The organism is Formosa sp. A9, from assembly GCF_051200825.1.
GTDB lineage: Bacteria > Bacteroidota > Bacteroidia > Flavobacteriales > Flavobacteriaceae > Formosa.
In genome coordinates this window covers 245,741-270,365 of the sequence record NZ_CP195158.1, presented here as the reverse complement: position 1 = coordinate 270,365, position 24,625 = coordinate 245,741, and the positions used below count along the sequence as shown (strand labels likewise).

Genomic DNA, 24,625 nt, shown 5'->3' with positions numbered 1-24,625 from the left:
GTTTGATAATGGGTTGTTAGCTAAAAACTTGACTAAAAACAGCCAGCGATTTAGGTTTTTTAAAATGGCCTAAATGCAGTTCGTAAAACAATAGCAACATGTCTAAAAAACGTTGCCTTTGTTTTGCGGTCATCTTAATCGTGGCTACATCATCAAAAATTATGCCCAAAAACAATTTTAAAAACTCCAGATTCTCATCGGAAACAGAATATTTCCCATAAGGTTTATTTTCGAATAAGCCAGAACTTAAATTAAAGTACGGAAACTCCACGAGAGATGTATCAGGATAAAATCCTAAATATTTGGTAAGTTGAAGCAAAAACAATAAGTGAAAATTAGAAATTTTCTCATGCTTGTCCAACCAGTCTAATTTCTGCTCTAAAAACGAAAACAACTCTAAATTAGACTCTTCTTCTTTTAAAGCCATAGTAAGCACATCGGCCAAAAACATTACAATAGTACTTTTTACAACCTGCGTGTGCAACGAGGTATAAAATGTATTGATTTTAACCTCCTTTATTGTGTGTAAAGCTCTGTTTGGCTTGTAATCTATTACTATTTGTATTTGAGACAGCAACTGAAAATACGCTATTTTAGTATTCCCTTTTTTACTTTTTAAAACACCCCGAAGCAAAAAACTTAACACCCCAAAATCCTGAGTATAACAACTTACAATAAGGTCGTTATCGCGATACTTTAATTTAGATAATACTATGGCGTTGGTTGTGTAAAACATTATCTTACAACCATAACCTTTAACACTTTGGTCTCGAAAGTATCTAGATCGGACAACATGATTAAATACACACCCGATCGCACAACATTATTGGCTAAATTTTTACCATTCCAATATGCTATTCCACCATCAATTTCCAAATTATAACCATTGTACCTTAAATTTACATTAGATTGGGCTTCGGCTACTAGATTGCCTTCTACATCGGTAATTTTAATATTCACATTATCGGTAATACCTTTAATTTTCACTTTTTCCTCTGTAATATTAAAATGAGGGCGTACAGGGTTGGGATATACAAAGGCATCGGTAAAATCTTCGGTGGCTTTAGAACTTCCAGAATTAAATGCTACCATGCCATTATTCGTGGCGATAAACACTTTTCCGTTAGAACTGTCTATACTAACATCAACAATATCGTTAGACGGTAAAGGTGAATTTTCGGTAGTAAAATGATATATGGTTTCTTGGCCATCTGGCGAAAAATAAAACAAGCCAGAACCAACTGTAGAAATCCATTTATTATTAGAGCCATCTACTTCTATATCTGTAATATATTGTAGCGCTAGTAATTCCTTAGGAATGCCGTCGTCTAGAATAACAATTTCACTTGCTTGGATATTATCGTTTGCAAAAAAGTTAGCCGTATTGTATAGCACTCGAAGTCCTCTAATGGTACCAATCCAAACCTGGTTTCTATTATCGACAGCAACTGCCGACACTACCGAAGAAGGCATATTTTGCGTGTCTTCGCTGAGGCTTTTTATTCGTGGCGAACCATTATTGTAATCGTAGCCCATTAAACCGTTAACGTAACCACCTGTCCAAACCACACCAGCATTATCAATTTCTAAATCGCAAAACCCCCATTCCCCGTTAAAACCGTCGGAAAATAGACCTCCAAAGCTATATGAACGCCATTGCCCATTATCTGGATTATAGGATTTTAACGGACTTAAATTTCTCCCTGTTAACGACCACAACAGTCCTTCGTTATCAAAGGCGGAAGCACTCACTCTTATACTTGTATAATTTGGCGCATTCGGATCTTCTAACGACTCCAAAGCGCTATTAGACGCGTTGTACAACATAGTAGCTTCGTCTCTATCTACTTCTAAAATACCATCGTTAAAAGAGCTTATAAAAACTTGATTTATTTTATTAGGATTAATTGCTATTGCATTAAGATCTCTAGCACCTAAAACACTATCGGAAGGGATGTTGCGCCATTCTCCGTTACTGTAATGGCTTACCCCTCTTAAACGCAGTGGCGACGGATTGTATGTTGCGGTATAATCGCCAAATGTTAACCATACCTGATTATACTCGGCTTCAACCGAAAAACCTGCATTCATTAAAGGACCATCTGGACGAATAGCTTCGAAAGCCGTAGGACTGCTAATAGGACTTTTTAAAAGCCCTAAACTGTTTGTACCAATATAGAAATTTGTACCATCTGTTACTGCAGAAGTATAGTTAGTTGAAAACAATGTATTAACCCCAACTTCGGCCACTTTCGAGAAGGTGCCAGTATACAAAAACACATTCTTACTTGTTGTTACTATTAGATAATCGTTAGCAGACTCTACATCTTCAGGCATTTCTGCATATTGATATACACTAGAAATACTGGAATCGGTAACCCTAAACAGGGTTCTGGTTGTGTTTAAAGCATATAAATTTGAAGCAACTTCAGTTATAGCCGAAAAATTACCTGTAGTAATCTGACTCCATTGATTGTAGTCTATTAAATTGCTATTAGCCACTTCTGCCCTCATAATTCCAGATCCGTTTTGGCAGGCAGCGTAAATATAACCGTTGGCCACAGCTGTTTCGCTAACTACAATTTGCGTACCCGAAGGCCCAATGTAATATGTATCCCCAAACTCCAATCGGCTTAAATCGTAAACAGAAATACCATAATTTGTTGCAATATACAGGAGTCCATCAGATTCGTTAAATTGATTGACGCGCTTACTCGTTGGTGGAATTGTAGGTTTTTCTAAAATATCTACTACACTTAAAACATTCGATTCACCATCGAGCACAATTTCTATCAAACCATTTTCGTACCCCACAATCAACGCCCCAAAATCTGCACTATAATGTATGGTAGATATACTTGCACCGGCCAACCCCTCTATGGTAGATAAGGTTGATATTTCGTTAGTTACAACATCTAGAGTAAAAATAGCATTTTCCGAAGCTGCAAAAATTTTATCGCCGCTAACTTTTACATCTTTAATATTATAATATGAAAAATGCCCTTCCCAAAGCGCCGAAAAATCTTGAGACTGCGATACCAAAGAGCTAAAAAATAGAATGGTTATAAGTATTCGTTTAAACATAAATAACGATTAATGTTTCAAATATATTTATAACTAACGAGTTTTAGCCGAAAATAATATATTAAACAAAAAAAGCTCCCTTTACAGGAAGCTTTTTGCATCTTTTAACCATCAAAATCCATCTCGTTTTCACCACCTTGACCGTGGTCGTCCTGACGTTTTTTCTGCTGATTAAACCTATACGTAAACGCTAAATTAAAACTGCGCTCGCGCCATTGAAATTCAGCATCGCTTATATAAGTGTCGGTTGTAGAAACTGTTTGTCGTTTTCTAGAATTAAACACATCGCTAACATTAAATGTTATAGATGCATTTCGGTTAAACAGATCTTTACTAAAGGCTAAATCCATACCAAACATGCCTTCCGATTTGTTCTGCGCATCTTCGTTTGGCCCCATATACATTAATCGGGTTTGCCACTCTATGTCTGCTGGCAGGGTTACTTTGTTGTTAAACCTAATGAACCAACTTAAGTTATCGGCATCAAAATTCACACCGTTATAATCGCCTCGAGTTATCGAATTGAAGAAGTTAAAATTGGCATTCATATTCCATTTTTTTGTTGGCTTGTAAGTTGTTGTAAACTCAAAACCATAACGATCGTTCGTAGCTAAGTTAATTGGCGTACGTTTAATTACCGGTACATCTGTATCTCCTATTTGAACATAATCTCCCGTTGCCTCGGTTATAAATGTAAAAACATCGGTAGAGTGCTGATAGTAGATTGAACTGTTTAAAGTTAACTTACCAAATTCGTGTAAATAACCTAAATCTATAGCATCGGAATAACTTGGATCTAAATCTGGATTTCCTTGAAACAAGTTTGTGGCACTACTTCTGGACGGAAAAGGGTTTATAAAACGAGAACGCGGTCTGCGTAAACGACGGTTATACCCCAACATAACACTTTGGTTTTCGGTAAACTCGTACCCTAAATTTACAGTTGGAAAAAAGCCTACATAATTCTTTTTTTCTAGGTCGTTAGTCGTAACTTGGTCTATAGTAATTCGTGTAGACTCCATTCTAAGCCCTAATAAATACGAAAATTTCTCTTTAATTTTACTTCCAAACTGTGTGTATACAGCATTAATATATTCCGAATAAATTAAATTATTACTGACATCGGTATCTATCTCGAAATCGTTAGTCTCGTCGTTGTAAAAGGCTAAGGTATAATCGGTATCTAATTTATTAAAATCGCCTCGGTAACCAAATTCAAACTGACTAGCTTCGCCTAACGGAAGTACATAATCTGATTGCAATAAAATATTATTTTGCTGTTCTAAAGTTCTTACTTTTTCTGAATCTAAACCATTTTCGGTAATGATAGAATTTTCGTCTTCGCGGGAATCTTCAAATTGAAAATCGAAAGTTAATTTATGGCCTGGTTTATCAGCAAACTGTTTATCGAAATTTACAGAATATTGCACGGTTTGGTCGTCCTCAACTTCAGGATCTAATCGTAAAGTTTCCGAAACCAAATTCCCTAAATTATCATAATCGTAAATATTGTTGGTTGTATTGCTACTATTGTCTTGCCCTCTGTAGAATATAGATGTTGTTAACGAAGTATTATCGTTAATATACCACTCTACACCTAAATTGGTATTGATGCCCTTACGGATTCTATCAAAATCGCGATATTCGTTTAAGAAAGTATCTGGCAAATCGCCAATTAAATTTCCATCATCATCAAACTCTTTATTAAAATATTGAGTTTCGGTAGTAGAATTTCCAGGTACTTCTCTATAAGAATAACCAGTAGTATTAAAAATATTGAAGGCGCCTGTTCGGTAATTAATATTACCCGAAATACCAGCCGTAGCAGGATATCCTCCATTAGCTGTGATAGAGCCATTGAACCCTTGCAGCTTGCTTCGTCTTAAAATAATATTTAAAATACCACCTGTTCCCTCGGCATCGTATCTGGCCGATGGCGATGTAATAACCTCTACGCGCTCTATAGCATCTGCTGGCAATTGGCGTAAAGCTTCGGTTGAATCTAGACCCACCAACCCTGAAGGCTTCCCGTTAATTAAGATGGTTACGTTATCGTTTCCTCTTAACGCTACATTACCTTCTACATCTACAGAAACCGAAGGTACATTATCCAACACATCGCTCACGGTACCACCGCTAACCGTTAAATCCTGACCTACATTATAGATTTTTTTATCAAGTTTAATATCTACCGTAGTTTTTTCGGCTACAATTTCTACCTCATCTAAGGTGGCGAGATCCATTTCCAAATAAATGGTGCCCAAATTGGTATTCGCGGTTAAGTTTTTGTTTTTTAAGGTTTGCTTTTTAAACGAGATATATTCTACAGATACGTTATACGTTCCTGAAGCTACAGTAATATTAAAATTACCATCCATATCTGTTATACCTCCTGTTACAACACTGTTATCCGAAGGTTGCAAAAAGGCAATGGTAGCATATTCTAGCGGATCTCCTGTGTCTTTATCTATTACTTTTCCAGTAATTTCTACGTCGTTTTGTGCATAAGCTTGAAACGCTAAAACCGACGCAAGAAATAAACTAAAAAACGCCACTAATTTTTTAAGAGTCATGAATTCTATTTTTTTTGAAGGTAAGACGGCAAAAATAGAACTTGGTTTAGTTGCGTTTCGTTAAATGTATGTTAAATAGAAACAGCCGCTAAATTCTAAAAAAAATCTAACGGCTGTGCTTCTTATAAAATATCTACCACTTGTTGCGGAGGCCTGCCTATTACAGCTTTTTCTCCGTTAATAACTATTGGCCTTTCTATCAATTTAGGATATTTAACCATAACATCGACTAAAGCTTCATCAGATAAATTTTCGTTTTTAAAATTATCTTTCCAAACGTCTTCGTTCTTTCTTATTAAATCTATTGGCATAATATCCAACAAATCTATAATATGGTTTAACTCGTCTTTGCTTGGCACGTCTTCTAAATACTTAACAACCTTGAATGGTTTTCCTGAAGCTTCTATAATTTGAAGCGCTTCTCTGGATTTACTACATCTGTTATTGTGATAAATTGTAATCATAATTAAAATTTATAGAGTGTTAGAATCTTCTGTTTTTTGCCCCATCATCATAAGATAGGCTTTTAAAAAGGGATCTATTTGTCCGTCCATTACAGCATCTACATTTCCTGTTTCGTGCCCTGTTCGTACATCTTTCACCAGTTTATACGGATGCATTACATAATTACGTATTTGGCTTCCCCATTCTATTTTCATCTTTCCGGCTTCAATATCGTTACGCGCTTCCATACGTTTTTGCAATTCGATTTCGTAAAGCTGAGATCGTAACATTTGCAATGCTCGTGTTCTGTTATCGTGCTGCGATCGGGTTTCGGAACAAGAAATCTGAATTCCTGTTGGCTTATGTGTTAGCTGTACTTTGGTCTCGACCTTGTTTACATTCTGTCCTCCTGCACCACTAGAACGCGCGGTTGTAATTTCTATATCGGCTGGATTTATTTCTATTTCTATAGTATCGTCTACTAAGGGGTACACATAAACCGACGCAAAACTAGTATGTCGTTTGGCATTACTATCAAACGGGGAAATTCGCACTAAACGATGCACACCATTTTCGCCTTTAAGCCAGCCAAATGCAAAATCGCCTTCTATCTCTAGCGTTACCGTTTTAATACCTGCAACATCGCCTTCTTGGTAGTTTAATTCTTTAACTTTAAAATCGTTTTTCTCGGCATACATTAAATACATACGCATAAGCATACTGGCCCAATCGCAACTTTCTGTACCTCCTGCTCCTGCTGTAATTTGCAAAACCGCACTTAAACCATCACCTTCTTCAGAAAGCATGTTTCTGAATTCGATGTCCTCTAAAAACGTTTCGGTAGTATTAAACTGGTTTGTTACATCCTCTAAGGTCGTGTCCCCTTCTTTATAAAACTCGTACAATACTTCTAAATCGCCCACTAAAGTTTTGGCTGTATTGTAATCTTGCACCCATTTCTTTTTTACTCGTAAAGATTTCATAACTGCTTCTGCAGCTTTAGAGTCGTTCCAAAAGTCAGGATCGAAGGTATGCTCTTCTTCGTTTTGTATTTCTATGAGTTTGACATCTATGTCAAAGATATTGCCTTAACGCAAGAAGGCGGTGTGAAAGATCTTTAATTTGATCTGTTGTTATCATGATATTCAATTTTCAACCAAAAGTACTACACTTTTTTCAAAAATTAAATGAAGTCTCCTTTTATTGTTGCGAAGCTACTGTAACAATACAGTTTACTTCGTGCTTTCCTGAAGCATAAAATATGCTTTTAACAGGCGCACAATCGGTGTAATCTCTGCCGTGCGCTATTTTTATATAATACTGATTTGCTAAACAATTATATGAAGGATCTATACCCAGCCATCCGCTATTAGGGCAATAAATTTCTACCCAAGCATGGAGTTGAGATCCGCTTTGCTCTTTTAAATTTTCATACAAATATCCAGATACAAAACGTGCCGGAAGCTTATTCTGCCTAGCCACTGCAATTAATACATGTGACAAATCTCGGGCGTTTCCAGCGGCATCGCTTAAAACATTTCCCAATTTTGATGGCATTGGATTCATATCTGATTTTAAAGTTATGTAAGCACTTATCATACTATTTAATGCCAAACAATACTCTAAGATTGATGCCGTTTCAAGTATTTTAAACAACGAAAAACAACCTTCTGGCAAACTGGTATGATCGGTTGGAGTTAACCAAGTTTCAAAATCTGTCCTAAACTCTAAACTATTTAAATCTTGATACGACGTATTTATAAGCGACTCCTTTTTCTGAACCCCTTCATGAATTTTTTTTAGAGCAAAAACAGCCTCAAAAACTATGGTTTTAAATGGTGCCTTACAATGCAATTTTACACTATTAAAACCAAAGCCGTTAATCGATTTCTGAAGACTACATGATTCTGGCACAGTGTAAATTTCCGATATCAATTCTTGTGTAGCGTTATTTTCTGGCAAAATTATATGCTGCAAATACGCCTCGTTCACTATAGTTTTGCACGTATGCACTGCTCTGTATTTTACAGTATACTGCATTTCCATAGGTTCGGCTTCTTACTAGTGATAAAAATATTCGGTTTCTAATTTAGCACCTATTTCTACCAAGGTATTTAATGTTTGATTAATGAAACCTTTAACATCGTCTTGAACTTCTTCTACCGTTTTAAATCGGTATTCGCAACGCATTTTACTAATTAAAAATGCAGCCGAGTGTTTTTCGTGCACTTTTAGCGGATCTAGAATTTGTACATGTTTATGAATTTGATTTAAACTGTAAATTACAGACCTAGGGCAATGTGTATTTACAATTAAAAATTCGAGAGCTGTTAATTGTGTAGGTGTTTTTTTATACAATCGCCGATTCATATCGTAACATTCTGTACATTTAAGCAAGGTCGTCCATTCAAAACTATTTTTTAAAGGTTTGTTTTTTACTTCGGCTGATTTTTCGGCATCTTCATACTTCGTTTTAATTATTCTGGCTATTTGGGTTGCGCGCTCAATATTAATTCCTAATTTAATTAAGGCATAAATTTCGTCGTGCAATAGCGTTCCCCTCATCTTACCTTTTAAAATTGAAGTTTGGTCTGTAACGTGTGTTGTAAAATCGTGCAAACCAGAATTTACGAAATAATCTTTTGGGTAATCCATTACAAAATGATAGAACTTATTGATAGACTCGTAAAATTCTGAAGACAGTAAATCTCTTGAGCTATTGGCATTTTCTCTAGCACATTTTACACCTTGCAAGATAGAATATGGCTTATCTGGATTTAAACCTACATTATACAAAATATGCTCTTCTATCAACTCTTTGTCATCCAATATAGGATCGCCCGCCATTTTAGAAATGGAGCGCAATACAAATTGACGATCTCTAGACAGCTTGGTTGGCGCATCTAAAGACGAAAAATAATTAACATTCATAAAACGCGCCAGATGTTCTACGCGTTCTACATATCTGCCCATCCAAAATAAGTTATTTGCAATTCGTGCTAACATATATCATTATTATTTTTTTAATACCCAAGTATCTTTAGAGCCTCCACCTTGTGAGGAATTTACTATTAAATTACCTTTTTTTAAGGCCACCCGTGTTAACCCACCCTTAAGTACAAATTCTTTATTGTTACCTAACAATGCGAAAGTTCTTAAATCGACATGGCGTTGCTCAAAAGATTTATTTTCATCTATATAAGTGGCGTGTACAGAAAGCGACATGATAGGCTGGGCAATATATTTTCTTGGTTGCTCTAACACTACTTTTTTTACGGCTTCTATTTCGGCCTTTGTCAGTTTATTTCCAATAGAAATGCCGTAACCACCCGCTTCATCTACTGGCTTGATTACTAGATTCTGAATATTTTCTATCACATATTTTAAATCGTCTGGTTTACTACAATGATAAGTATGTACATTATTTAAAATGGGGGTTTCGCCTAAATAAAACTTAATAATTTCGGGCATAAAAGTGTAAATTGCTTTGTCGTCTGCAACGCCTGTTCCAGGTGCATTAACTAAAGTAACGTTTCCTTTTTTGTATGCCGCAAATAATCCAGGAACTCCCAAGGCAGAATCCTCTCTAAACACTAACGGATCTAAAAACACATCGTCTATTCGTCTATAAATAACGTCTACCCGCTCTAAACCGGTAATCGTTTTCATGTACACAAAATCGTTCTCAACCACTAAATCCCTGCCTTCCACCAGTTCTATACCAATTGTTTTTGCCAGATAAGCATGTTCGTAATACGCCGAATTATATACTCCGGGCGTCATGATAACACAATTAGGCACATCGACTCCCTTAGGCTTTACAGACTCCAGAATTTCCAACAAATTCTCGGCATAATTAGAGACGGAATGAATTTGATAATGATTAAACACACCAAACAAAGCCCGCTTTAGGGCATTGCGGTTTCCAATAACATAACTAACACCAGAAGGACTCCTAATATTATCTTCCAAAACATAGTATTTCCCATCTGAATGTTTTATTAAATCGGTTCCCGAAATATGATTATAAATCCCTCCTGGCGGATCTAGATTAACCATTTGTCTTAAATAATTAGAAGACGAACTAATAAGCTCCAAAGGCACTATGCCTGCCTTAATAATGTGCTTGTTATGATATAAATCCCAAATAAACCTATTTAAAGCCTTACTGCGTTGCAAAACGCCTTGCTCTATAGTTTTCCACTCATCGGCATCTATAATTCTAGGAAATAAATCGAATGGAAATATTTTCTCGTGCCCTTTGGCATCATCATTATAAACCTGAAAAGTAATACCCTGATTAAAAAAAGATGATTTAGACTTATTATTTAAATTAATAAAATCGTCTATGGACTGGCCACTATACAGCTCGAAGATTTTCTGATAAACCTGTTTTACATTATTATCTTTATCGAAGATTTCATCAAACAGCTTTTCATTGCGTTCATATGAAGAAAATAGATGCTTCAAACTCGTGGACTCCATAGGCATTGCGTTTTTCCTAAAATAACCATAATATTTAAGATTTTTAGACTAAAAAAAGCATTAATACCCTGCAAAAAAGAGGTTTCACATAAAAAACAACCTATTTTATTAAGAAAAACACAATTGATTTTACATACATTTCGACACGACATAACAACAACATCTAAGTAAGAGCGCGGTAAAAATTGTAAATTAGCAGTATTAATATGGCAAAAATCCAATATCAATGTTAATAGATTTACGAAGCGATACCGTTACAAAACCTACTCCAGAAATGCTTGAAGCCATGATGGCTGCCAAGGTAGGAGACGACGTTTACAAAGAAGATGAAACCATAAACGCTTTAGAAACCAAAATAGCCGAGCTTTTTGGAAAACCTAAAGCTCTGTTTTTCCCTAGCGGCACCATGGCCAACCAAGTTGCCATAAAATTACACACCAACCAAGGAGATCAAATTATTTGCGATAAATACGCTCACATATTTAATTATGAAGGAGGTGGCGCAGCGTTTAACAGCGGCGTGTCCTGTAGTTTATTAAATGGAGAACGCGGCATGTTTACCGCCGACCAAGTGCGTGCCGCCATTCATCCGCCAGAGTTTTACCATAGCCCCTTAACTAAATTGGTAGAAGTTGAAAACACAACAAATAAAGGCGGTGGTGCATGTTGGGATTTTAATGAACTATTAAAAATTAGACAAGTTTGCAACGAACATCAACTAGGATTTCATTTAGATGGCGCAAGACTATGGAATGCTCTTGAAGCTAAAAACGAATCTACTAAACAGTATGGGGATATTTTTGACACCATTTCTGTTTGCCTGAGTAAAGGACTTGGCTGCCCAATCGGTTCGGTTTTAGTAGGTGATGAAAATCTTATGAATAACGCCATTAGAATAAGAAAGATTTTGGGAGGCGGCATCAGACAAGGCGGCTATTTAGCTGCAGCAGGTTTATATGCTTTAGAACACCATAGAGCCCGTTTGCAGGACGACCATAAAAAAGCAAAATCGTTAGCCCTTCACTTTTCTAAACTACCCCACGTTAAACAGGTAGAGCCTACAGAAACAAACATTGTTATTTTTGAATTACAACCCGATGTAAATAGTGCGCTTTTAATACAAAAATTGAAATCGAAAAACATTTTAATTAGCGATATGGGGCAAGGGAAATTGCGCTTAGTAACGCATCTTGATTATACCGAACACATGCACGATTCTGTTTTAAAAACAGTAACATCTACCTTATTTTAACTAAACCACTATGGACTGGAAGTCCGATTATTTGTGTTCATTTTAGCCACAAATACACGAATATTCTTTATAAAAACTATGTCAAATATTCGTGCATTCGTGGCGCAAAAATATTTATTGAAACTGTAAGTCTTGCTCTAAAAACACATAGTTTCAGCTAACGACTGAGACCAATGAAAAAACCTTCAGAATTTATAATTTTCTGAAGGTTTTAATAATATCTTGTCTTTATAGTTTTTATACTACACCTTGTGCTAACATAGCATCGGCAACTTTAACAAAACCAGCAATGTTGGCTCCTTTTACATAATCCACATAACCATCATCCTCTTTACCATACGTTACACAAGCCTCATGAATATTATTCATAATATCATGCAATTTAGCATCAACCTCTTCTCTTGTCCAATTTAAACGCAATGAATTCTGACTCATTTCCAATCCAGAAGTTGCCACACCACCTGCGTTAGACGCTTTTCCTGGCGAGAATAAAACTTTTGCTTCATGAAAAACAGCAATAGCTTCTGGCGTACAAGGCATGTTAGCGCCTTCGGTTACGGCCATAACACGACTGGCTACAAGCGCTTTAGCATCATCTTCATGTAATTCGTTTTGTGTAGCACACGGCATCGCAATGTCACAATTCACACGCCAAGGTGTTTCTCCTTTAAAAAATTCAGCCGAAGTATAGGTATCAACGTATTCGCTAATACGACCTCGCTTTTCATTTTTAAGCTCCATTATAAAGGCCAATTTATCAGCATCTATTCCTGCTTCGTCGTAAATATATCCAGACGAATCGGACATGGTAACTACTTTAGCTCCTAACTGTGTTGCTTTTTCGCAAGCATACTGCGCCACATTACCAGAACCCGAAATGACTATGGTTTTATTTTGTAATGATTCGTTTTTAGTTGCTAACATGTTTTTAGCAAAATAGACTGCTCCATAACCAGTAGCTTCAGGACGAATTAAAGAACCGCCATAAGATAAACCTTTACCTGTTAAAACTCCTGAGAATTCGTTTTGCAATCTTTTATATTGTCCAAACATATACCCAATTTCTCGAGCCCCTACACCAATATCGCCTGCTGGCACATCGGTATTTGGACCAATATGACGACTTAACTCCGACATAAATGACTGGCAAAAACGCATAACCTCGTTATCACTTTTCCCTTTTGGATCGAAATCGCTACCGCCTTTACCGCCACCCATTGGCAACGTAGTTAAAGAGTTTTTAAAGGTTTGTTCAAAACCTAAAAACTTTAATATACTTAAGTTTACACTTGGGTGAAAACGCAAGCCTCCTTTATAAGGCCCTATTGCCGAGTTAAACTCAACTCTAAATCCTCTGTTCACCTGTGTATTACCTTGATCGTCTAACCAAGGCACTCTAAAAATGATAGTGCGTTCTGGCTCTACCATACGCTCTAACAACATTTTATTTTTATATTTTGGATTATTCTCAATAAACGGAATTACAGTTTCTGCAACTTCGTGTACTGCCTGTAAAAATTCTGGCTCATGACCATCTTTTTTTTCAACTAATTTTAAAAATGCATCGATTTTGTTTTTCATTTTTATAGAAATTATGATACTGTCAAATTTGTAATCATTTTACAGTACAAATATACATTATCTTTAAATTTTAAAGCATTTTAAATAAAAATTCGTAACCAAAAAAGAAATGTAAATTCATTTTTAACATTTGTTTACTATTTATTTGATTGTCATAACCTATTTTATATATTTGTTAATGCTATTAATCCCCAAGAACAGCATCTATTTTTAAAGAATACTATGCTAAACACGTTAAAACCGCTATTTTTAGTTGCATGCTTGTTTTTGATTTCCCCTTTGTTTTCTCAAACGGGTCATGAAGCTGGAATTTTTACTGGCCCCGTACAAATGCGATCTGATTTTGGATTAAGAGGAGATACAGATACCAATTTAGGAAATATTGGCTTTGGAATTGGAGTGTTTTACGCCCTAAACCCAATGGATTGGGGTAGCGGGTATAGACGTAATGGATCAAAACTTTTTGATCATTTTAAAATCAGACTAGACGCCGCCTACAACAAAACAAATTTAAAACACTACGGAAAATACGTTGAACCCGACCAGGTTAGTGAAAACGCCGATAAATTAAGAGCACAACGCGGGGTAGCACAAAATATAGATCTTGGATTTAATTTTGAAATTTACCCTTTTAGTTTAAAAAACTTCCATTATCGCTTTTTCAGTTTTTCTCCTTATTTTCTACTCGGAGGCCATGCCGTTTACGCCTCTCCAGATGCTAGTACAACTTATGGCGATCAAGATATTACAAATCCTGATAATTTTTTCGGGCCTTGGGCTCCAGGCTCTATAGATACAACATCGTTCTACACGTTTTCTGTTGTTACAGGTGCTGGTGTTAGATATAAAGTTAGTGATTATTCTGACTTTTTGTTCGAGGTAAAATGGCAGTTTTTTAATAGCGATTGGGTTGACGGCCTTAATCATCAACTAGATTACAACAAGCACAACGACTCTATGATCTGGTTAAATTTTGGTTATGTTTACTACATTAACTAATTTACAATTGCAATAACGGCCACACAAAATTCCCCGACCTTTAATTAAATTTTAAAGTAGGTATTCACTTTTATTTCATTCGAAATATCTATCTTTATTATTAAATAACACGCCGTTTCATGTCTCCTAAATTTTTAATTGCATTACTTATTAGTATTACAATTTGGTCTTGTTCTGAAGAAAAAAAATTACTCCTTTTCGAAGAGCAACACATTACTACCCCAAACAACAACATTGTAGAAATACATATACCTGAAGCTATTGGCAATAGTAAAGTAGCCAATAACATTAATGCAATTTTACGAGAAAAAACCGCTCTTGCGCTTCAATTTAATCAAGAACAAAAATCGACAAGTTCGTTAGAGGAAAACATCTCAATATTTAACACCGAATACCAAAATTTTAAAAATCAATTTACCGACAGCGTTATAGAATGGGAAGCACAAGTTGATGGAGAAGTCATGTATCAAACTCCAGAAATAATAAGCATTTCGCTAACCTGCTATACCAATACTGGTGGCGCACATGGTATTTTAGCTATTAATTTTTTGAATTTTGATGCACAATCGGGTTTATTACTAACAAATCGACAACTGTTTACCGACGAAAAATCGTTCGCCACATTGGCCGAATCGTATTTTGAAACCGAAACAAAAGACAAAAAGGATATGTATTTTGAAGCAGAGTCTTTTACACTGCCTCAAAATATAGGCTATAGTTCCGAAGGTTTGATATTATTATACAATACTTACGAAATTGCACCATACGCCACTGGTGTTACAGAATTCGCTATACCTTACCACGAAGCCAATACCTATTTAAAGTTTAATGGCATTTAGCAAACCTTTTACAACACCCAAGTGCAACCCTTCATGAAATAAGGCAAACGTTATTGCGTCTTCTACACTTTGCAATGTATTTCCTGTAGTAGAAACAGTATACTCCTGAAAATTCACAAATAATTTATTGTTATAATCTGTTTGCGTTTGCGAAATAGTTTCGAATAATAAGGCTTTCATATCATCTACCTCTTTTTGAGATACGTCTTGCTCTGGTCGTGTTCCTTTTTTATAACGATCTATTAAACTAGGTGCTATCTGCACAGGCAAACCAGATAATTTATACATTAAAATTTGTTGAGTAACCACAATATGGCTAATATTCCAAATAATATTATTATTGAATCCTTGCGGTATCGTATTTAATTCCTCTAGTGATAATGTTTCTAAATACGAATTATAAATGGCTCTAGATTTTTCGAAAACAGTAAATGTAAATTGCATTTTTATCTTTTTTATAAATATAAAGCAATCGCTCCTTTAAAACCTTTTATTTTTGCATTAAATAAAGCACTCATGAAAAAATTCTATTACTTAAAAACATGCAATACCTGCATGCGCATTTTAAAAACTCTAGATTTACCTGAAAATGTGGAATTACAAGATATAAAAGAGCAACCAATTACCGTTAAACAGTTAGAGGAAATGCATAAACTCTCTAAAAGTTACGAAGCTCTTTTTAGCAAACGCGCTAAGTTATACAAAGAAATGGATCTTAAAAACCAAACTTTAGAGGAAGCCGACTACAAACAATACATTTTAGAACATTACACCTTTTTAAAGCGTCCTGTACTTATATACAACAACGACATTTTTATCGGAAATAGTAAAAAAATTGTTGACGCTGCCAAACTAGCCGTTCATGAATAAACGTATTTTGGCATTAATTGCTGCTTTTATAGTTCAGATTTTTTATGGTTTAAATTACAGTTTTGCCAACGATGTTATAGACGGTGGTTATGTAAAACCATTTGGTTTTATTTTGTTGCGTTTAATAGGCACCACTCTTTTATTTTGGATTTTTGACGTTTTGGTTCCTAAACAAAACATCGCCAAAAAAGATTTTTTAATTTTTATTGTCGCTTCGTTTTTTGGCATGTGCGTAAATATGCTTTCATTTTTTAAAGGCTTAGAATATACCACACCTATTCATGCGTCGGTTATCATGACAATTACTCCAATAGTCGTATTAATACTTTCCGCCATATATCTAAAAGAAAAGGTTTCTAGAATTAATATACTTGGTATTTTCATGGGGTTTGCAGGCGCTTTGGTACTGAGCATCTATGGAAAATCTTCTCAACCAGGAGACAATATTTTTCTAGGCAATTCGCTTATCCTTTTAAACGCAACTGCCTTCAGTATTTATCTAATCATAATAAAAAAACTAACCGAAAAATACCACCCATTTACTTTCTTAAAATGGATGTTTTTATTTGGCTTAATCATGACAGCGCCTTTTAGTTATCAGGAAGTTTTAGAAATTAAATGGCATAGCTTCCCTGCTTATATTTGGTTTGCGGTTGTGTTTGTAATTGTTTTTGCTACCTACGGCACCTATGTTTTAAATCCGTTGGCATTAACACAATTGCGCGCTTCAACAGTAAGTACTTTTGTATATATACAGCCTGTGATTGCGGCAATTTTTGCTCAGTTAATAGGGTCGGATCAAATTAATTCTGTAAAAATCAGTGCAGCCGTACTAATTTTTATTGGTGTTTATTTAGTAACTAAAAAACCAAAAACCGCTTAGACTTTTAACGGTTTTGGCACTTTATTATTAACCCGAGTATCTTCTTTAGTTAATATTTTAAAATTTTCACTTTTAGGAAAAACTTCAAGTAATGCTAACAACTTTTCTGGTAAGCCTATAAGTTTTCGTTGTTTTAAATCTATCCATCCGCCAAGCATTTCGCAATGCGCTATATTATCGCCTTTATCATTGTAAAACTGATGTTCGAACTTAAAAAATTTACCATCTTCACTATAGCCCGAAACTTCTAAACCAACAGTAATTGGCTGGCCTAAAAACGCTTCTTTAAAATAATACATATGCTCGTAAAACACCACAGGCCCGATATTAAATTTAGCCAGTTCGTTTGCAGAAAACCCTTGCTCCATTAAAAATGCCATACGGGTATGGCTCATAAAATTGGTATAGGCCGAATTCGCTAAATGACGATTAGCATCTATATCGCTCCATCTAATTTCGAATTGTTTTGTGTACATGCTTCAGTTTTACTTCAAAAATAAAAAATATTACTCTGCATGCATAATATTAATTAGTGTTTTCTAAACCTTTAGTTTTAATTATCTTTGTACAACTTTAAAAGACGCTTATGATATATTCAATGACAGGTTATGGTAAATCGGTACTACAATTGCCAACCAAAAAAATTTCTATCGAAATAAAATCTCTTAATAGTAAAAACCTCGATTTGAATACGCGCATGCCTTCCTTTTACAGAGAAAAAGAATTGCAATTACGCAAGCTTATAGCCGACCAACTAGAGCGCGGCAAAATAGACTTCTCGATATTTGTTGAAGTTACAGGCGAAGAAACCACAACACAAATTAACAAACCTGTGGTTACGCAATATCTTAAACAATTACAAGACATTGTAGATGGCGATGCTACAGAACTGCTTAAAATGGCCGTTCGTTTTCCAGACGCTTTAAGCACAGAACGCGCAGATATTGATGAAGATGAATGGAAAGCTGTTTTAACCGAAGTAAATGAAGCCATAAACCATTTAAACCAATACCGTTTAGACGAAGGAAAGGTTTTAGAACAAGATTTTAAAACTCGGGTAAAGACCATAGAAAGCCTACTACAGCAGGTTATTGCAATAGACCCAGAACGTGTTGAAGCCGTTAGAGAACGCTTGCGTAAAGGTATTGAAGAATTGAAAGAAAAGGTAGACGAAAACCGCTTTGAACAAGAACTAGTTTACTATATCGAAAAATACGATATTACAGAAGAAAAAGTACGTTTACAAAACCATTTAAGTTACTTTATAACTGCCTTAAATTCTAAAGATTCTAACGGAAAAAAACTAGGATTCATTAGTCAGGAAATAGGACGAGAAATTAACACCATTGGCTCTAAAAGTAATTATGCCCCTATGCAACAATTAGTCGTTCAAATGAAAGACGAACTAGAAAAAATAAAAGAACAACTTTTAAACGTTTTATAATATGCCCGAAGGAAAACTTATTGTATTCTCTGCACCATCCGGATCTGGAAAAACCACCATTGTAAGACATTTGTTGGCTATAGAATCGTTAAACTTAGAATTCTCTATTTCGGCGACTTCTAGAGCCAAACGTGGGGAAGAAATTCATGCAAAAGACTATTATTTTTTATCGTTAGAAGAATTTAAAAACAACATAAAAAATGATGCTTTTCTGGAATGGGAAGAAGTATATCGCGATAATTTTTACGGCACTCTTAAAAGCGAAGTAGAACGCATCTGGGCTAAAGGGAAACACGTAATTTTTGATATAGATGTATCTGGAGGGTTACGTATTAAACGGAAATTCCCTGAGCAAACCCTGTCCATTTTCGTAAAACCACCAAGTATTGACGAACTAAAAATCAGATTAAAAAAACGTAAAACAGAATCTGAAGATAAAATAAACATGCGTGTAGCCAAAGCTTCGGCCGAATTAGCAACAGCGCCGTTATTCGACTGCATAATTGAAAACGACAATTTAGAACACGCATTGGCAGAAGCCGAAAATACAGTAGCCAATTTTATAAACCAATAGCTGTAATTCATGAAAGTCGGATTGTACTTTGGCACGTTTAACCCAATACATATAGGCCATATAATTATTGCAAACCACATGGCCGAATACAGCGATTTAGATCAAATTTGGTTAGTGGTAACCCCGCACAATCCTTTTAAAAAGAAAAGTACTCTATTAGATAACCACCACCGTTTAGAGATGGTGTATTTAGCAACAAATGCTTACGACAAATTACAACCTAGTAACATAGAATTTAATTTGCCGCAACCCAATTACACCATTAACACCCTTATACATTTAGAAGAAAAACATCCCAATCACGAGTTTTCTTTAATTATGGGCGAAGACAATTTAAACGGTTTTCATAAGTGGAAAAACCACGATGTTATTTTAGAACGTTACCACATTTATGTTTACCCAAGAATTTCTAATGAAGGTATTAAAACACCATACCAAAACCATCCAAAAATTCATAAAGTAGATGCGCCAATTATGGAAATTTCATCTACAGCCATCAGAAAAGCTATAGCCGAGCAAAAAAACTGCATCCCCCTACTTACCGACAGCGTTTGGCAATATATAGACGAAATGAATTTTTATAAATAAAAAACGAGTCTGAAAAATTTAATTTTTAGTCAATCTGAATGTATTTCAGATTATCATACTCATTGCTTTGAATATGATGAGATTCTGTGTCTGGCACAGAATGACGAATTACTTAACTTTCTCAGACCCGCTCTGAAGTCTTTTAATTTTTTATTGACTACCCTAAAGTAGGAATACGCAATACCTGACCAGGGTAAATTTTATCTGGATCTTTAAGCATAGGTTTGTTAGCTTCAAAAATTTCTGGATATTTCATTGCATTACCATAAAACTTCTTGGCAATCTTTCCTAAAGTATCGCCGCTAACTACAGTGTGAAATTGAGCTTCTGGCTCTGGATTTTCAACAGTCATCTGGTCGTCTACTGTGGCAATACCTGCCGAATTCCCTACCACAAGCACTACTTTTTCTTTAGTAGCCTGATCGTAAGCGGCACCTGTAACGGTCGCTAAATCATCTTTAACAACTATATTTAAGTTGCTTACTTGCAAACTTAAGTCGGTTACTGTTTCTTTTAACTTAGCCGCAGCTGCATTTTCGGCTGCTAATTTTGCAGCAGCAGCATCGGCCGCTTTTTCTGCAGCCTCTTCGGCACTGCTTTTACCAATTCCAAAAATATTGGCACCTGCATCTTTAATGAATGAAAATAAACCCATAATTATTTAATTTTTAAAATGTTATTTAATAGCTCTTGTAAAGTTTAAAAATTCTCAGTTTAATTCCAATTAAACACTCACATAAATTCTAAAAATAAAAACTGCTTAAAGGAATTATCCTTTAAGCAGTTTTAAACTAAATAACCAACCAAAAAAATTATGTATGTTTCATTTCTTTTTATATAAATTGAAAAGCGTGCGACTTACAAATTAAAAATCTCCTGCCAAGAAGTAATTTGGCTTACATTCCTATGCATACTTTTGTTTATCTTGACAGGGATTTTTATAATAAATCTTAGCAAACTAGTAACGGTAAAAATTATACCAGAATTGTTTTTAAAATCACAATGTCTTGTTAAAATTTTAATTAACAAGACATTAGCCACACACGTAGTCTTTTTCTAAAATTTAAAGGGCTATTTAAAAACGCAATTTTTATACATTTTAAACTCTAATATATTCTTTACAAATTTGTATCTTTAAAATAACTCTGATGGTTTTTAACTGTTTAATATTGAAATAATATGGCTACAACTAGTATTATAGCAGTATTAATTGGAATAGTTTTTCCTATTTATGTGGTGCTTACCCATAAAAGAATAAACTTGAATATTAAACGAGACGGGGCATTTCGACTTATAGATTACAAACTAACCCTTTTTATATTTTGGTTTTTAACACTATTGGTAATTCTTCAATATTTAATTTACAAACAACCTAAACTAAATTTTTATCCCAATTTTTCGATTATTGGCTTAATAGTCTTTCTTTTAATTATGGCATTTAGTATCTTTCAATATAAATCGACTAAAATATCTGCAGAACACAGTAATGACATAAAGAACAAATTAAACGCCATCTATCATTACCTACCCAAAACAAAACAAGAACGTTTTTGGTTTATTTTACTATCAATAAGCGCTGGAATTTGTGAAGAAATAATATTTAGGCTTTTTTTGTTTGAATTTTGTAGAGAACACACCATGTTAGGCTTTGCTTTTATTATACCGAACATTATTTTTGCTTTAACCCATATTGGCAGCGGAATATCTAACCTAATAATCGCCTTTATATTAGGTTTGCTATTTTCTGTTATTTACTATTTTACTCAAAACATTTGGTTAGCTGTTCTTCTTCATATAGCAATAGATATTAATACAGGACTTCTAGCTTATAACGTAGAACAGATTCAAAAACAGTCAAACATCCCACTATGACGCGCAACACAATAAAACAAGCTTTAAGCAATTTAGAGCAGATTCCTTCACTACTATATCTCATTAAATGGTTTTGCATCTGTTTGCTTTTAGGCGCTGTTGCTGGTAGTGTATCGGCTTTTTTTCTGTTTAGTTTGGAGTGGGCAACACAATGGAGAGAATCTCATTTATGGATTATTGCACTATTACCCATTGGTGGCTTCATTATTGGTCTTTCGTATCATCTTTATGGCAACAGTGTGGTTAAAGGCAATAATTTATTGCTTGAAGAATTTCATTCTCCTAAAAAAATAATTCCTTTTAAAATGGCGCCGTTGGTTTTATTCGGAACCGTTGTAACCCATTTATTTGGTGGCTCAGCAGGTCGAGAAGGCACGGCAGTACAAATAGGCGGAGCTATAGCCGATAGGTTTACGAGTGTTTTTAATTTATCTAGAAGAGACCGAAGAATCATATTAATCGCTGGTATTAGCGCTGGTTTTGCATCGGTATTTGGCACTCCTCTGGCAGGAGGTATTTTTTCTTTAGAAGTTCTTATTCTTGGCCGCATAAGGTTAGACGCCATAGTGCCCAGTTTTTTAGCGGCGATACTTGCTAATTACTTTTGCGAACTTTGGAATGTGTCGCATACCCATTATCATATCGATCAAGTTGCAGAAATGAACCCTATAAATTTGCTTTGGGCGCTTTTAGCAGGCATCATTTTTGGCTTGGTAGCCATGCTATTTTCTAAATCTACACACTTTTGGAGCAATTTATTTAGCAGATATATAAAATATCCTCCGCTACGCCCTTTTATTGGCGGTATAGTTTTAGCAATATGCATTTATGTAATTGGTACCACAAAATATATTGGTTTGGGCGTACCTACTATTGAAGCTGCTTTTAACACCTCTATGAACTCGTACGACTTTTTAGCCAAGCTTTTATTTACATCGTTTACGCTTGGCGCCGGATTTAAAGGCGGAGAAGTAACTCCCTTATTTTACATTGGTGCCACCTTGGGTAATGTTTTAATCTGGTGCATTCCTTTGCCAATGGGCCTTCTGGCTGGTATGGGCTTTGTAGCTGTTTTTGCAGGAGCTACAAATACACCGTTGGCCTGTACTGTAATGGGTATTGAATTATTTGGAATAGAAGCAGGTGTATTTATTGCAATTGCCTGTGCTACAGCCTACTTATTTTCGGGGCATTCTGGTGTTTATTCATCTCAAATTATCGGAAGTCCTAAGAACACGAACTACCTCAGAGAAAAAGGACTTCATCTTTCTGAAATTAAAAACAAAAGACATCCAAAATGAATACATTAACCACAATTAGAATTTATTTCGAATATGGCAAAACATTAAAAAATGTATCGTTTTGGAAAAAGCTTCACGCTGCCGATTTTGCTTCAGAAATACTAAAACGTGCCAAAGCTAATAACTTAAAGCAAGCTCTTCAATTTAATGTATCTAAAGGCTACCTCAACCAAGCCAATATACATTGGGGACATACCGAAGTAAAGCAGGCTAAACATCCTCAAATTATAGAACTTACAGACACACAAGAACGCATAGAACAGTTTTTAAATTCTGAAAAAGCACTATTAGAAGACACCATGGTTGTTATGGTTAAAAATGAAATCGTTATGAAGTCTAACCTTTAATAACATTTCTTTAATTAGGTACCATACGATTTTTATGTACATTTGAACAATAATTTAGAATGACCTTATGGAAAACCATTTAAAATACGCTGTATTTGGTGCTGGTAGCTGGGCAACAGCTATCGTAAAAATGCTTTGTGAAAATTTAGGCGAAGTAGGCTGGTATATGCGTAGTGTTTACACCAAAGAACATTTATTAAAAGAACAACACAACCCTAATTATTTAAGCTCTGTAGAGTTTCATACCGAGCAACTTAAACTTAGTAACGATATTAATGAAATGGCCGAATATGCCGATGTGCTTATTTTTGCCATTCCTTCTGCGTTTATGCATAGTGAGCTTAATAAGCTGACTGCAGATATAACTTCTAAAACCATCGTTTCGGCCGTTAAAGGTATTATTCCTGAATCTGGCTTATTGGTTGGCGAACATTTTCACGACATTTATAATATCCCGTTTAAAAACATTGTTATAATCGCAGGCCCTTGCCATGCCGAGGAAGTTGCCCTAGAACGCTTATCGTATTTAACCATATCTTGTGCCGATTCTAAAAAAGCAAAAACCATAGCAAAATCGCTTTCTAGCAACTATATAAAAACTAAAATTAGCGATGATATTATAGGGACCGAATACGCCGCTATGCTTAAAAACATATACGCTATTGCTGCTGGAATTGCCCATGGATTGGGTTACGGAGACAACTTCCAAAGTGTATTAATGAGCAATGCTATTCGCGAAATGAAGCGCTTTATAAAAAAGATGCATAAAATGAAACGCAACATTAACAATTCTGCCTATTTAGGCGATTTATTGGTTACCGGATACTCTGTGTTTTCTAGAAACCGTATGTTTGGAAACATGATTGGTAAAGGTTACACCGTTAAATCAGCGCAAATGGAAATGAGCATGGTTGCCGAAGGATATTATGCTACCAAAAGTGCACATCTGCTAAACGACAAAAATGAACGTAAAACTAAACTGCCTATAATAAACGCGGTTTACGAAGTTTTATACGAAGGGAAAGATCCTAAAAAAACCTTCGCCAAGCTAACAGAAAAATTAGATTAACGTTGATTATTCTTCTTTCGTGTATGTTGTACTTACATATAGCATATCATTATAAATACTATCAATTACATAAGTAACATATACAGCTTCACGCTTAGGTATTTCTAAATAGCGAGCAAAATTATTATCTCCAGAAGAACAATAAATCAGAGAATCATCTTTTAATGCATTAAAATTTAAAATTTGATACGCTGAAGTGTCTCTAGGTTTCAGATTTTCGAATGGCATTGAAAATAAAGAAACATTGGTAAAATATATCTCTGTATCGTTTATCACCCTAATTTTAGGACCACTGTAAAAACCACTTTTATGCTTCACTTGGTAAATAGCGAAACTAAACAACAGTATTATTACTCCAAACTTCATAAAACACCCCTTTAAAGTACAACATTATATCTCATTTTGCAGCTTAATTTTAAC

The 24,625-nt window shown here is 35.0% G+C and carries 25 protein-coding genes; 12 read left to right on the top strand and 13 right to left on the bottom strand.

Annotated elements, in window-relative coordinates; all coding sequences use genetic code 11:
• Positions 1–16: 16 nt before the first annotated feature.
• From recO to ACR9EA_RS01055, 8 genes are all read right to left on the bottom strand, one after another.
• Positions 17–736, bottom strand: coding sequence for a DNA repair protein RecO (gene recO / locus ACR9EA_RS01090; protein ID WP_435136274.1), 720 nt, complete (start codon positions 734–736; stop codon positions 17–19).
• On the bottom strand, positions 736–3,084 hold the full coding sequence (locus tag ACR9EA_RS01085; RefSeq protein WP_435136271.1) for an ABC transporter substrate-binding protein: 2,349 nt from the start codon (positions 3,082–3,084) through the stop codon (positions 736–738). The genes recO and ACR9EA_RS01085 overlap by 1 nt, the downstream gene beginning before the upstream one ends.
• Positions 3,085–3,188: 104 nt before the next feature.
• Complete coding sequence (locus ACR9EA_RS01080) at positions 3,189–5,657, bottom strand: TonB-dependent receptor domain-containing protein (protein WP_435136268.1); 2,469 nt, start codon at positions 5,655–5,657, stop codon at positions 3,189–3,191.
• A 122-nt stretch (positions 5,658–5,779) separates the two neighbouring features.
• A complete protein-coding gene (gene arsC / locus ACR9EA_RS01075; RefSeq protein ID WP_435136265.1) occupies positions 5,780–6,121 on the bottom strand; it encodes an arsenate reductase (glutaredoxin) in 342 nt (113 codons plus the stop codon).
• A gap of 9 nt (positions 6,122–6,130) precedes the next feature.
• Positions 6,131–7,241, bottom strand: a protein-coding gene (prfB, locus tag ACR9EA_RS01070) for a peptide chain release factor 2 (RefSeq protein WP_435136262.1) whose coding sequence is annotated in 2 segments (ribosomal slippage) — positions 6,131–7,177 and positions 7,179–7,241 — 1,110 coding nt in all. Because the reading frame shifts where the segments join, the coding sequence is not laid out codon by codon here.
• 60 nt (positions 7,242–7,301) lie between these two features.
• On the bottom strand, positions 7,302–8,141 hold the full coding sequence (locus tag ACR9EA_RS01065) for a transglutaminase-like domain-containing protein (RefSeq protein WP_435136259.1): 840 nt from the start codon (positions 8,139–8,141) through the stop codon (positions 7,302–7,304).
• Positions 8,142–8,162: 21 nt separating this feature from the next.
• Positions 8,163–9,107, bottom strand: coding sequence for an alpha-E domain-containing protein (locus ACR9EA_RS01060; protein ID WP_435136256.1), 945 nt, complete (start codon positions 9,105–9,107; stop codon positions 8,163–8,165).
• A gap of 9 nt (positions 9,108–9,116) precedes the next feature.
• On the bottom strand, positions 9,117–10,586 hold the full coding sequence (locus ACR9EA_RS01055; protein ID WP_435136253.1) for a circularly permuted type 2 ATP-grasp protein: 1,470 nt from the start codon (positions 10,584–10,586) through the stop codon (positions 9,117–9,119).
• Between the two features lie 226 nt (positions 10,587–10,812).
• On the opposite strand from ACR9EA_RS01055, the gene ACR9EA_RS01050 reads away from it, so the two are divergent.
• Positions 10,813–11,838: a threonine aldolase family protein gene (locus ACR9EA_RS01050; RefSeq protein WP_435136250.1), complete on the top strand. Its 1,026-nt coding sequence runs from the start codon at positions 10,813–10,815 to the stop codon at positions 11,836–11,838.
• A 237-nt stretch (positions 11,839–12,075) separates the two neighbouring features.
• On the opposite strand, the gene gdhA is transcribed toward ACR9EA_RS01050, so the two are convergent.
• Entirely contained in the window at positions 12,076–13,419 is a 1,344-nt protein-coding gene (gene gdhA, locus ACR9EA_RS01045) for an NADP-specific glutamate dehydrogenase (protein ID WP_435136247.1), read from the bottom strand.
• Between the two features lie 222 nt (positions 13,420–13,641).
• On the opposite strand from gdhA, the gene ACR9EA_RS01040 reads away from it, so the two are divergent.
• The gene (locus ACR9EA_RS01040; protein WP_435136244.1) at positions 13,642–14,418 is read left to right on the top strand and encodes a THC0290_0291 family protein; all 777 of its coding nucleotides are present in this window, start codon (positions 13,642–13,644) and stop codon (positions 14,416–14,418) included.
• Between the two features lie 119 nt (positions 14,419–14,537).
• Complete coding sequence (locus ACR9EA_RS01035; RefSeq protein ID WP_435136241.1) at positions 14,538–15,257, top strand: PdaC/SigV domain-containing protein; 720 nt, start codon at positions 14,538–14,540, stop codon at positions 15,255–15,257.
• On the opposite strand, the gene ACR9EA_RS01030 is transcribed toward ACR9EA_RS01035, so the two are convergent.
• Positions 15,237–15,701 carry a DinB family protein gene (locus tag ACR9EA_RS01030; protein ID WP_435136238.1) on the bottom strand — a complete coding sequence of 155 codons (465 nt, stop codon included), beginning with the start codon at positions 15,699–15,701 and terminating at the stop codon, positions 15,237–15,239. The genes ACR9EA_RS01035 and ACR9EA_RS01030 overlap by 21 nt on opposite strands.
• A 72-nt stretch (positions 15,702–15,773) precedes the next feature.
• On the opposite strand from ACR9EA_RS01030, the gene ACR9EA_RS01025 reads away from it, so the two are divergent.
• Positions 15,774–16,127, top strand: a complete 354-nt coding sequence (locus ACR9EA_RS01025) for an arsenate reductase family protein (protein WP_435136236.1) — start codon at positions 15,774–15,776, stop codon at positions 16,125–16,127.
• Positions 16,120–17,010, top strand: a complete 891-nt coding sequence (locus ACR9EA_RS01020) for a DMT family transporter (RefSeq protein ID WP_435136233.1) — start codon at positions 16,120–16,122, stop codon at positions 17,008–17,010. Before ACR9EA_RS01025 ends, ACR9EA_RS01020 begins: the two co-directional genes overlap by 8 nt.
• Here ACR9EA_RS01020 and ACR9EA_RS01015 read toward each other — a convergent pair.
• On the bottom strand, positions 17,007–17,486 hold the full coding sequence (locus ACR9EA_RS01015) for an acyl-CoA thioesterase (protein WP_435136230.1): 480 nt from the start codon (positions 17,484–17,486) through the stop codon (positions 17,007–17,009). The two genes, ACR9EA_RS01020 and ACR9EA_RS01015, sit on opposite strands and share 4 nt — an antisense overlap.
• 110 nt (positions 17,487–17,596) lie before the next feature.
• Between ACR9EA_RS01015 and ACR9EA_RS01010 the strand changes: the two genes are divergently transcribed.
• The 3 genes from ACR9EA_RS01010 to nadD are packed head-to-tail and all read left to right on the top strand — an operon-like array spanning position 17,597 to position 19,616.
• A complete protein-coding gene (locus tag ACR9EA_RS01010; RefSeq protein ID WP_435136227.1) occupies positions 17,597–18,454 on the top strand; it encodes a YicC/YloC family endoribonuclease in 858 nt (285 codons plus the stop codon).
• 1 nt (position 18,455) lies between these two features.
• A complete protein-coding gene (gene gmk, locus ACR9EA_RS01005; protein WP_435136224.1) occupies positions 18,456–19,028 on the top strand; it encodes a guanylate kinase in 573 nt (190 codons plus the stop codon).
• A gap of 9 nt (positions 19,029–19,037) precedes the next feature.
• Positions 19,038–19,616 carry a nicotinate (nicotinamide) nucleotide adenylyltransferase gene (gene nadD, locus ACR9EA_RS01000; RefSeq protein ID WP_435136221.1) on the top strand — a complete coding sequence of 193 codons (579 nt, stop codon included), beginning with the start codon at positions 19,038–19,040 and terminating at the stop codon, positions 19,614–19,616.
• Positions 19,617–19,773: 157 nt separating this feature from the next.
• Here nadD and lysM read toward each other — a convergent pair whose 3' ends face one another.
• Positions 19,774–20,271 carry a peptidoglycan-binding protein LysM gene (gene lysM, locus ACR9EA_RS00995; protein WP_435136218.1) on the bottom strand — a complete coding sequence of 166 codons (498 nt, stop codon included), beginning with the start codon at positions 20,269–20,271 and terminating at the stop codon, positions 19,774–19,776.
• 776 nt (positions 20,272–21,047) lie between these two features.
• On the opposite strand from lysM, the gene ACR9EA_RS00990 reads away from it, so the two are divergent.
• From ACR9EA_RS00990 to ACR9EA_RS00975, 4 genes are all read left to right on the top strand, one after another.
• Positions 21,048–21,488: a CPBP family intramembrane glutamic endopeptidase gene (locus ACR9EA_RS00990; protein ID WP_435136215.1), complete on the top strand. Its 441-nt coding sequence runs from the start codon at positions 21,048–21,050 to the stop codon at positions 21,486–21,488.
• On the top strand, positions 21,485–22,789 hold the full coding sequence (locus ACR9EA_RS00985) for a voltage-gated chloride channel family protein (RefSeq protein ID WP_435136212.1): 1,305 nt from the start codon (positions 21,485–21,487) through the stop codon (positions 22,787–22,789). The genes ACR9EA_RS00990 and ACR9EA_RS00985 overlap by 4 nt, the downstream gene beginning before the upstream one ends.
• Positions 22,786–23,136 carry a DUF190 domain-containing protein gene (locus ACR9EA_RS00980; RefSeq protein WP_435136209.1) on the top strand — a complete coding sequence of 117 codons (351 nt, stop codon included), beginning with the start codon at positions 22,786–22,788 and terminating at the stop codon, positions 23,134–23,136. Before ACR9EA_RS00985 ends, ACR9EA_RS00980 begins: the two co-directional genes overlap by 4 nt.
• A 67-nt stretch (positions 23,137–23,203) precedes the next feature.
• Complete coding sequence (locus ACR9EA_RS00975) at positions 23,204–24,205, top strand: NAD(P)H-dependent glycerol-3-phosphate dehydrogenase (RefSeq protein WP_435136206.1); 1,002 nt, start codon at positions 23,204–23,206, stop codon at positions 24,203–24,205.
• Positions 24,206–24,211: 6 nt separating this feature from the next.
• Here the strand turns inward: ACR9EA_RS00975 and ACR9EA_RS00970 are convergent, their stop codons facing one another.
• Positions 24,212–24,571 (bottom strand): hypothetical protein, encoded by a 360-nt coding sequence (locus ACR9EA_RS00970; protein WP_435136203.1) that lies wholly within the window; start codon positions 24,569–24,571, stop codon positions 24,212–24,214.
• Positions 24,572–24,625: the final 54 nt, after the last annotated feature.

Excerpts from the sequence above, each read along its gene's own strand:
- ACR9EA_RS01065 (WP_435136259.1), bottom strand. The coding sequence starts at position 8,141 with ATGCAGTATACTGTAAAATACAGAGCAGTGCATACGTGCAAAACTATA.
- ACR9EA_RS01080 (WP_435136268.1), bottom strand. The coding sequence starts at position 5,657 with ATGACTCTTAAAAAATTAGTGGCGTTTTTTAGTTTATTTCTTGCGTCG.
- nadD (WP_435136221.1), top strand. The coding sequence starts at position 19,038 with ATGAAAGTCGGATTGTACTTTGGCACGTTTAACCCAATACATATAGGC.
- gdhA (WP_435136247.1), bottom strand. The coding sequence starts at position 13,419 with ATGAAAAACAAAATCGATGCATTTTTAAAATTAGTTGAAAAAAAAGAT.
- ACR9EA_RS01030 (WP_435136238.1), bottom strand. The coding sequence starts at position 15,701 with ATGCAATTTACATTTACTGTTTTCGAAAAATCTAGAGCCATTTATAAT.
- ACR9EA_RS00970 (WP_435136203.1), bottom strand. The coding sequence starts at position 24,571 with ATGAAGTTTGGAGTAATAATACTGTTGTTTAGTTTCGCTATTTACCAA.
- ACR9EA_RS00985 (WP_435136212.1), top strand. The coding sequence starts at position 21,485 with ATGACGCGCAACACAATAAAACAAGCTTTAAGCAATTTAGAGCAGATT.
- ACR9EA_RS01050 (WP_435136250.1), top strand. The coding sequence starts at position 10,813 with ATGTTAATAGATTTACGAAGCGATACCGTTACAAAACCTACTCCAGAA.
- ACR9EA_RS01015 (WP_435136230.1), bottom strand. The coding sequence starts at position 17,486 with ATGTACACAAAACAATTCGAAATTAGATGGAGCGATATAGATGCTAAT.
- lysM (WP_435136218.1), bottom strand. The coding sequence starts at position 20,271 with ATGGGTTTATTTTCATTCATTAAAGATGCAGGTGCCAATATTTTTGGA.
- ACR9EA_RS00990 (WP_435136215.1), top strand. The coding sequence starts at position 21,048 with ATGGCATTTAGTATCTTTCAATATAAATCGACTAAAATATCTGCAGAA.
- ACR9EA_RS01040 (WP_435136244.1), top strand. The coding sequence starts at position 13,642 with ATGCTAAACACGTTAAAACCGCTATTTTTAGTTGCATGCTTGTTTTTG.
- ACR9EA_RS01035 (WP_435136241.1), top strand. The coding sequence starts at position 14,538 with ATGTCTCCTAAATTTTTAATTGCATTACTTATTAGTATTACAATTTGG.
- arsC (WP_435136265.1), bottom strand. The coding sequence starts at position 6,121 with ATGATTACAATTTATCACAATAACAGATGTAGTAAATCCAGAGAAGCG.
- ACR9EA_RS00980 (WP_435136209.1), top strand. The coding sequence starts at position 22,786 with ATGAATACATTAACCACAATTAGAATTTATTTCGAATATGGCAAAACA.
- ACR9EA_RS01025 (WP_435136236.1), top strand. The coding sequence starts at position 15,774 with ATGAAAAAATTCTATTACTTAAAAACATGCAATACCTGCATGCGCATT.
- recO (WP_435136274.1), bottom strand. The coding sequence starts at position 736 with ATGTTTTACACAACCAACGCCATAGTATTATCTAAATTAAAGTATCGC.
- ACR9EA_RS01060 (WP_435136256.1), bottom strand. The coding sequence starts at position 9,107 with ATGTTAGCACGAATTGCAAATAACTTATTTTGGATGGGCAGATATGTA.
- ACR9EA_RS01020 (WP_435136233.1), top strand. The coding sequence starts at position 16,120 with ATGAATAAACGTATTTTGGCATTAATTGCTGCTTTTATAGTTCAGATT.
- gmk (WP_435136224.1), top strand. The coding sequence starts at position 18,456 with ATGCCCGAAGGAAAACTTATTGTATTCTCTGCACCATCCGGATCTGGA.
- ACR9EA_RS01085 (WP_435136271.1), bottom strand. The coding sequence starts at position 3,084 with ATGTTTAAACGAATACTTATAACCATTCTATTTTTTAGCTCTTTGGTA.
- ACR9EA_RS01055 (WP_435136253.1), bottom strand. The coding sequence starts at position 10,586 with ATGGAGTCCACGAGTTTGAAGCATCTATTTTCTTCATATGAACGCAAT.
- ACR9EA_RS01010 (WP_435136227.1), top strand. The coding sequence starts at position 17,597 with ATGATATATTCAATGACAGGTTATGGTAAATCGGTACTACAATTGCCA.
- ACR9EA_RS00975 (WP_435136206.1), top strand. The coding sequence starts at position 23,204 with ATGGAAAACCATTTAAAATACGCTGTATTTGGTGCTGGTAGCTGGGCA.